The following is a 7,341-nucleotide window of genomic DNA, read 5'->3' as shown; positions in this document are numbered from 1 at the left end:
CTTTAAATTATTATACACCTGTGTTATACTTCAAGAAATTAAGGAATACTTAATGCAATATGTCTGGATCCTGTGCAAAAATAAAAAACTATCATTAAGTAAAAGTAAATTACTGCTTTAAATAAATAGATTTTTTTATAAAAATATTGTAATATATAGATTAATGAGTAAAAAAATTTTAGAAAAGATTAAAGAACTGCATAATCAAAGCAAGCATCAAAAAATAATAGAGCTTATATATTCTATAGATGAAGAAGAAAGAGATTATGAAATAATTTTATTCTTCGCTAGAGCTTTAAATAATGTGCAGAATTATGATGAAGCATTAGATAATCTTATGTATATAAGGGAAGAAGGATTATTTGATCCTTTATGGTATTACAGAACTGGATATGCTTATTATCATAAAAATGAAAAAAACACTGCTAAACAATATTTTAGTAAGGCTATAAAATTATTTGAAAATTATGACAAAAAAAATATAGAAAATTTTGAAGAAATATCAAATAATATAAAAAATTTATATTCATTATGCTTTGAAAATGAAGATAAAGAACTTAGTTTTGCTCAAAGAGTAAAATTATTTTGGAAATGGTTTGAAGATAATGAAAAAGAAATTGATGATATAATCAAATATAAAAATAAAGATATAATTCATTTTCTCTCTCATGGCGTAAAAATAATATCTGACAATTTAGCATTTAATATAGGAAGGAATTATAATTTTACTTTTAATATAGATGGTAAAAATTATTTGTTTTATCTTACGCCAAGAATAATATCTGATATGCCGGAAAAATTAAAAGAAAAATGGACTTTTATGCCTTATATTCCTAGTTCTAATGGTGTAAATTTTACTATTGAAATACATAATAAAAGAATAGAAGCTCAAGATGTATTTGTCAAGATAGAATTTGATGATGAAAATGATAAATTTGACTTAGTATTTTATAATAAAGATTTAAATGATTTAGATAAAGAAGAAGCTTATAATATATTCTTCTTAATTATGGAAAATTCTATAGGAGAAGGATTATCAAGAGTATATATAAGATATACTGATATAAGTAATAGAAAATTAAATAACATGATCTCTCTTATAGAATTAGAAAAGTATATAAAAAAAACATTAACTTTCCATAGGAAGAAGATCATAACAGATCCTATAAATCAATACCTGGCCTACACTTCTGAACCTAGACAATCCGATACATTAAGGTACGATATAATAGCAGGAACCACATCATATTATGAAACTGTTAATGATTATTACAATGAAAATACAGACGATATAATAGAAATATCAAAATGCGGAGCAAGAGCAATATTTTTGTATTATACTTATGATTATAAAAACTATGATGATGAATTAAAAAAAGCAATACTCAATGAAAGATATGAAATACAGGAAAGATTGGAAAAAGAAGTTCTTGCAAGCGGAGATAAAGAAGCTGATATCGGAATTGTGCTTGGCGGAGCTATGGGGGTATACAATATTTATATAGATTTAATAGTTTATGATGAAAAAGAATTTATAAATAGAGCTAAAGTACTTCTTGCTGAATATGAAAGAAATTTCTATATATCTAAATTAAGAAAAAATTCAGATATAAAAAATATATTTGATTTATAAATATATCATTGAGATACTGAAGTAGTCATCATTCTTTCATCAAATTTCTTCTTTATCCTATCAAATTTTTCTCTTGTTTTAGTTACAGCTGAATTCATTTTGCTTATGGCTTTTTGATTAGCTGTATATAATGCTAATGACTTTCTGGCATATTGAATCAATTCATTTCTTTTATCTGGATATAAATTTATTAATTTTATTATAGTATTATAATATCCCTCATTTGCTGCTATCATTCTATAATGCTTCATTTCAAGATCATTTATTTTATTCTCGCCTTCTTCCACATTAACTAATGAAACAAAATTCTCATTATTGTTATTTACATCTGATATGCCTTCCATAGCAGTCATTAAATTTTCTATAGTACTTACATAATCTTCTCTTGAAGCTTCCTCTCCCTTATTTAAAAATACTATAGGATCACTGTCAGAACTTTGATTTACAATCTTTGATTGATCATTTATTGTATTTATATAAGCCTTTTTTGGATTCAATACTTCTTTATCAGTATCTGTGATAACATCAACAATACCATCGTCAAGAACAACTATAGTAGAACCATCTTCTGCAAAAGCAACCTCAAAACTTGTACCTCTTACTACAGAAGTAGTAGTTGATGTATGTATTTCAACCATAGCACCGGCATTTTTATTTATATTAACTTTAATATAACCTTCTAATAATGATAGAGAAACTTTACCGCTTTCTTTTGAAATAGGCTCATTAACAAGAATTATAGTATTTTGAGGAACTACAATAGAACCTATTTTATCACCTCTCCTGCTTAAAGTAAGATCAACCTGACTGTCAGCTGATGTTCTTAATCTATATTCACTATGTACTTCACTTCCTCTGAAAGCCCTAAGTGATTTATTTATATCAGGTCTTTCAATAAAAGCTAACCCAGATATTCCTGTAACTTTAAAAGATATATCCTGTGACAATAAAATATTGCTGAAAGATAAAGCAAATAATATTGCTGATAAAAATATTCTATTAAGCATAAATATACTCCTTGGTTTTAGTAAATAAAACCACTAAGTACTATAAGTGTATAATTTAGTATTAAAAAAGTCAATAGCAATAAAATTCAAATTTACATATTTATATCAATATTTGGCAATGTAGGATAAGCAAATAACATATTTAAATTGAAATCTTGAACATTTAAATCTACTTCATTTTTTGTATCAAAACATACACTTATTATATATAAATCATCAAGAATAAAAGAAGCAAAGAAGATATCATCAGCATTTCTCACTTCTCTCTCAATAAGATCAACTTCTACAGAATTTTTTATATCAAAAATAGTTTTTCCAAGCATTTTTATATACGCTTCTTTGATAGTCCATATAGTAAAAAAATCTATTTCTAATTTATGAGTATTTTTAAGGTATTCAATCTCACTTTTATAAAAATATTCCTTAGCAATAGAAAAATAATCTCTTTCTCTTATCTTTTCAGCATCTATTCCAACATTATATTCATTGCTCATAACAGCAGCAAACAATTCTGATGTATGAGTTCCATTAAAATATAAATTATTTTCATTTTTGAAGTAAGGTTTTTTATTTTCTTCTCTTTCTATTATTAAATTACTTTTATTATAATGATTTTTAGATATAGAAAGAATCAAATTCTCTAAATTTTTTCTTGCCTCTGCCCTATTCTCATTATTATTGAAACTATACTCCAAATAAGTCATAAACAAACCTTTTTAATAACTTTAGTCAATAAATTTCCCTATTAATGTATGGCTTTTTATCTCTGTAACTTCAGCATTGAAAATATCGCCCATATTAAGTTCTTTTTCTTTTTTCACTAGAATTATTCTATTTTCCTTGCTTCTGCATAGATAATGCATATTATCTTTAGCTATATCATCTACCATTACAGAAGTTTTTTTGCCTACCTGCTTTGATAATAATTTTTGTGCCAATTCTCTTTGATAATTTACAAGATTAGTAAGTCTTCTTGCTCCTGCCGCTTTATCATACTGTATATTTTTCTTAAATGCTATAGAGCCTTCCCTCTCTGAATATTTATACAGGTAAGCTTCTTCAAAACCTATACTTTCAAGCAAATTTAATGTTTCCATATACTCATCTTCTGTTTCATCAGCATAACCAACTATAATATCTGTTGAAATAGGAAAATCATCAGCATAATCTCTTAAATATGATACTTTTTTTACATATTCATCTTTTGTGTATTTTCTATTCATTAAATTTAATATTCTGTCTGAACCGCTTTGAAAAGGTAAATGTATATGTTTGCATAAACTATTCAAATTCCATATAGCATCAGCCAAATCTTTATCAAAATCTTTAGGGTGAGAAGTTAAAAACCTTATCCAAACCTTATCTTTAGCCTTTTCATCAATAACTTTGTCTAATTTGTATAATAATTCTGTAAAATTAATCTCATTATCAATATCAAGCCCATAAGAATTAACATTCTGCCCAAGTAAAGTTATCTCTTTAGCTCCGTCATCTATTAATCTTTTAAGTTCTTCTATTATTTCGCCTGATTTTCTACTTACCATCTTTCCTCTAGTATGAGGCACTATACAGTAAGTACACCAATTATTACAGCCATGAGATATTGGTATAAATGCTTTATGAGGCTTATCTTCATCTACATAAGATTTATTAAATATATAATTATCATTAAATTTTCTTACAAAAACTTCCTCATCTTTCAAATAATCTATAATATTAACTTCATTATATACATCAAATATCTTATCAACCCCAAGATTTTCAAGATGTTCTTTAGAAGTTTGAGCCATACAGCCCATAATTATTATTTTTGTGTCCTTTTTGTTCTTTTTCCTATTTGCATTGAATAATTTAACTCTTGAAAATACTCTCTCTTCAGCATGAGCCCTTACACTGCATGTATTTATTATGATATTATCAGCATTTTCATGATTTTCTGTTTGTATAAAACCTTCCTGCATAAGCGAATTTATTAAACTATTAGAATCCGCCTTATTCATTTGGCATCCATAATTTTCTAGGTAAAAATTCTTCATGTTCTAATCTTTATTATTATTTTTTTATGAATTTGGATTTTATGTCTTCAACTATTATTTCCGGCACTAATCCGTCTATAGGTCCATTAAATTTAAGTATTTCCTTTATTAAAGAAGAACTTACATAAGCATAATGTTCTGATGTATGTAAAAATATAGTATCCATCTCTGGATATAATAACTTATTCATTCTAGACATTCTTAATTCATAGTATAAATCTTCACTGTCTCTAATACCTCTGGCCAATACTTTTATATCATTCTGCTTCATATACTCTGTTACAAGTCCTGATACAGATACAATTTCTATAGTATCATTATCTCCTATTACTTTTTTAATCATATTCTTTCTTTCTTCTATACTAAAAGTAGGAGATTTATCCAAATTAACAGCTACAGATATATAAACCTTATTGAAAATATCAGCAAGTCTGTAAAGAACATCGAGATGTCCTAATGTAAAAGGGTCAAAAGTACCCGGAAATATTACTTTTCCATTTTTCATAATGATAAAGTATATACAAAATTGATATAATATCAATATAAAAAATAACATTTATTTAAATACTTCGACAATTTAACATAAATATAGTGTTTTTCTATTTTAGAATAAAAAATAGAAAAAAAATAAATATTTTTTCTATTATATGTTATAATTTAAAGAATAAATATTCATTAGGAGTTATTTATGGCTCATGTTAATAAAACTGAAATAAGAGTGATATATGCAGATACTGATCAAATGGGGGTTGTTTATCATTCAAACTATTTAAGATATTTTGAGATAGGAAGGACAGAGCTTTTAAGAGAATTAGGCATTTCCTATAGAGATATGGAAGAAAAATATGATATAATGCTTCCTGTAAAAGAGGCTTTTGTAGATTATAAAATTTCTATAAAATATGATGATGTTATAGTGGTTTATACTAGTGTTGAAAAATTAAAAAATGTATCATTAAAACTGAAATATGAAATAAGAAGCAAAGAAGATGAAAAAATACTATACTCTACAGGTTATACTCTTCACCCTTTTGTAAATAAAAAAGGTCAAATAGTAAAACCTGATGAATATCTGTACAATATAATGGCTAAAGGTAAATAATATATGAGCTGGCTGAATGTTATATTAACTGTTTTGTCATCTGCTAATATGGTTGGTGATTTAGTTAAAACAACAACTATGGAAAGCAGAACAAAAAAACTATATAGTAAATTAGATGAAAAAGAAAAAGAAATAATGGAAAAAGTAGAATCCAAAACAAAAAAAGAATTTCAATATATATATTCAGAGATAAATTCTTTAAAAATAGTAGTAAGATTTCTATTTTTTATTTCTTTAATATTGTTAATTTTATTTATCATTTCATTGATATTTATAATTTTTGTTTTAAAATATAAAAAAGTAATTTAATTTTGAGGATTTTATATGGCTACTAGTACTACTACTGCGGTAAAAAAAAATAAAAAAGCTTTAACTTGCTCTGTAATTACAAGAAGCGGTCCTGTATTAAGGTCTATAAGAATAGATCATGTAGAAATACCTTCTCATGATGGTTATGTTTCAATACATCTAGATCATTGCCCATATATAGTAAGAATAGGTTATGGTGAACTCAAAATATATAATGAAGATAATAAACTTATAAATATGTATGTGGAAGATGGTATAGCTAAAGTTACCAATAATGTTATAGGTATATTGGTAGAAACTGCTTTATATCCTAAAGATATAGATGCCGCTATGTTAAAAGATGAAATAAATAAATTATCTACTCAAATGGTTATTAATGCTGAAGAAGCAAGAAGAAATCATGAAAAAATAGCCAAACTTAATAAACAAATAGAAATTTCTTCTAAATAATATGCTATTGTAATTTTAGTATTATCCGATAATTTAGTTGACATATTTTTATAGCTTAATTATAATTAATATGTTAACTAAAAAATTTATATTAGATGATTGAAATATGCCTAAAATAGAAGATTTAGAAAGACTAGGAAGTATTGCTTTTTTAATAGGAAATAAAGCATTACCAAAAGAAATATCACAAAACGACTATGATCGTTTTAAGTCAGTTTTTACAGATGAACATATGGCTAGTTCTATGCCAGCAGAAGATAATGGTTTACCTTCTATTGATGATTTAGACAGTTTAGATTTTCAAGATGATTCAGATAATAACAAAGAATCTGATGATCTTGATAATTTAGAGCTTCCTGAAGATTTTAACAATCCATTATCTGATGATCTAGATGATTTAGGACTTCCTGAAGATTTAGATAATGATAAAGTATCTGCTGATATAGATGATTTAGGGCTTCCTGAAGACTTAGATAATGATAAAGTATCTGCTGATATAGATGATTTAGGACTTCCTGAAGACTTAGATAATGATAAAGTATCTGCTGATGTAGATGATTTAGGACTTCCTGAAGACTTAGATAATGATAAAGTATCTGCTGATGTAGATAATCTAGAACTACCTGAAGATTTAGATAATGATAAAGTATCTGCTGACATAGATAATTTAGAGCTACCTGAAGATTTAGATAATGATAAAGTATCTGCTGACATAGATAATTTAGAGCTACCTGAAGATTTAGATAATGATAAAGTATCTGCTGATATAGATAATTTAGAGCTACCTGAAGATTTAGATAATGA

The 7,341-nt window shown here is 25.8% G+C and carries 8 protein-coding genes and 1 pseudogene; 5 read left to right on the top strand and 4 right to left on the bottom strand.

All coding sequences use genetic code 11. From position 1 onward, the window contains the following. Positions 1 to 163 precede the first annotated feature (163 nt). Complete coding sequence (locus Q0K19_RS14585; protein WP_297249234.1) at positions 164 to 1,633, top strand: hypothetical protein; 1,470 nt, start codon at positions 164 to 166, stop codon at positions 1,631 to 1,633. Between the two features lie 5 nt (positions 1,634 to 1,638). Here Q0K19_RS14585 and Q0K19_RS14580 read toward each other — a convergent pair whose 3' ends face one another. From Q0K19_RS14580 to coaD, 4 genes are all read right to left on the bottom strand, one after another. Further along, the gene (locus Q0K19_RS14580; RefSeq protein WP_297249232.1) at positions 1,639 to 2,640 is read right to left on the bottom strand and encodes a FecR family protein; all 1,002 of its coding nucleotides are present in this window, start codon (positions 2,638 to 2,640) and stop codon (positions 1,639 to 1,641) included. A gap of 92 nt (positions 2,641 to 2,732) precedes the next feature. After that, entirely contained in the window at positions 2,733 to 3,344 is a 612-nt protein-coding gene (locus Q0K19_RS14575; protein WP_297249230.1) for a 4'-phosphopantetheinyl transferase superfamily protein, read from the bottom strand. Between the two features lie 21 nt (positions 3,345 to 3,365). After that, positions 3,366 to 4,676 (bottom strand): tRNA (N6-isopentenyl adenosine(37)-C2)-methylthiotransferase MiaB, encoded by a 1,311-nt coding sequence (gene miaB, locus Q0K19_RS14570; protein WP_297249228.1) that lies wholly within the window; start codon positions 4,674 to 4,676, stop codon positions 3,366 to 3,368. Positions 4,677 to 4,692: 16 nt separating this feature from the next. Further along, a complete protein-coding gene (gene coaD, locus Q0K19_RS14565) occupies positions 4,693 to 5,181 on the bottom strand; it encodes a pantetheine-phosphate adenylyltransferase (RefSeq protein ID WP_297249226.1) in 489 nt (162 codons plus the stop codon). Between the two features lie 183 nt (positions 5,182 to 5,364). Here coaD and Q0K19_RS14560 point away from each other — a divergent pair, with 183 nt between their 5' ends. From Q0K19_RS14560 to Q0K19_RS14545, 4 genes and pseudogenes are all read left to right on the top strand, one after another. Next, positions 5,365 to 5,778, top strand: a complete 414-nt coding sequence (locus Q0K19_RS14560) for a thioesterase family protein (protein ID WP_012670736.1) — start codon at positions 5,365 to 5,367, stop codon at positions 5,776 to 5,778. A 3-nt stretch (positions 5,779 to 5,781) separates the two neighbouring features. After that, on the top strand, positions 5,782 to 6,087 hold the full coding sequence (locus Q0K19_RS14555) for a hypothetical protein (protein WP_297249224.1): 306 nt from the start codon (positions 5,782 to 5,784) through the stop codon (positions 6,085 to 6,087). Between the two features lie 15 nt (positions 6,088 to 6,102). After that, entirely contained in the window at positions 6,103 to 6,537 is a 435-nt protein-coding gene (locus Q0K19_RS14550) for a F0F1 ATP synthase subunit epsilon (protein WP_297249222.1), read from the top strand. 106 nt (positions 6,538 to 6,643) lie between these two features. After that, positions 6,644 to 7,341: pseudogene (locus Q0K19_RS14545) on the top strand (hypothetical protein); the annotation flags it as partial.

Source organism: uncultured Brachyspira sp. (assembly GCF_944393015.1).
In the GTDB taxonomy this organism is placed as follows: Bacteria; Spirochaetota; Brachyspiria; order Brachyspirales; family Brachyspiraceae; genus Brachyspira.
The sequence above is the reverse complement of the archived record's forward strand: the minus strand, read 5'-3'. Positions and strand labels throughout refer to the sequence as shown.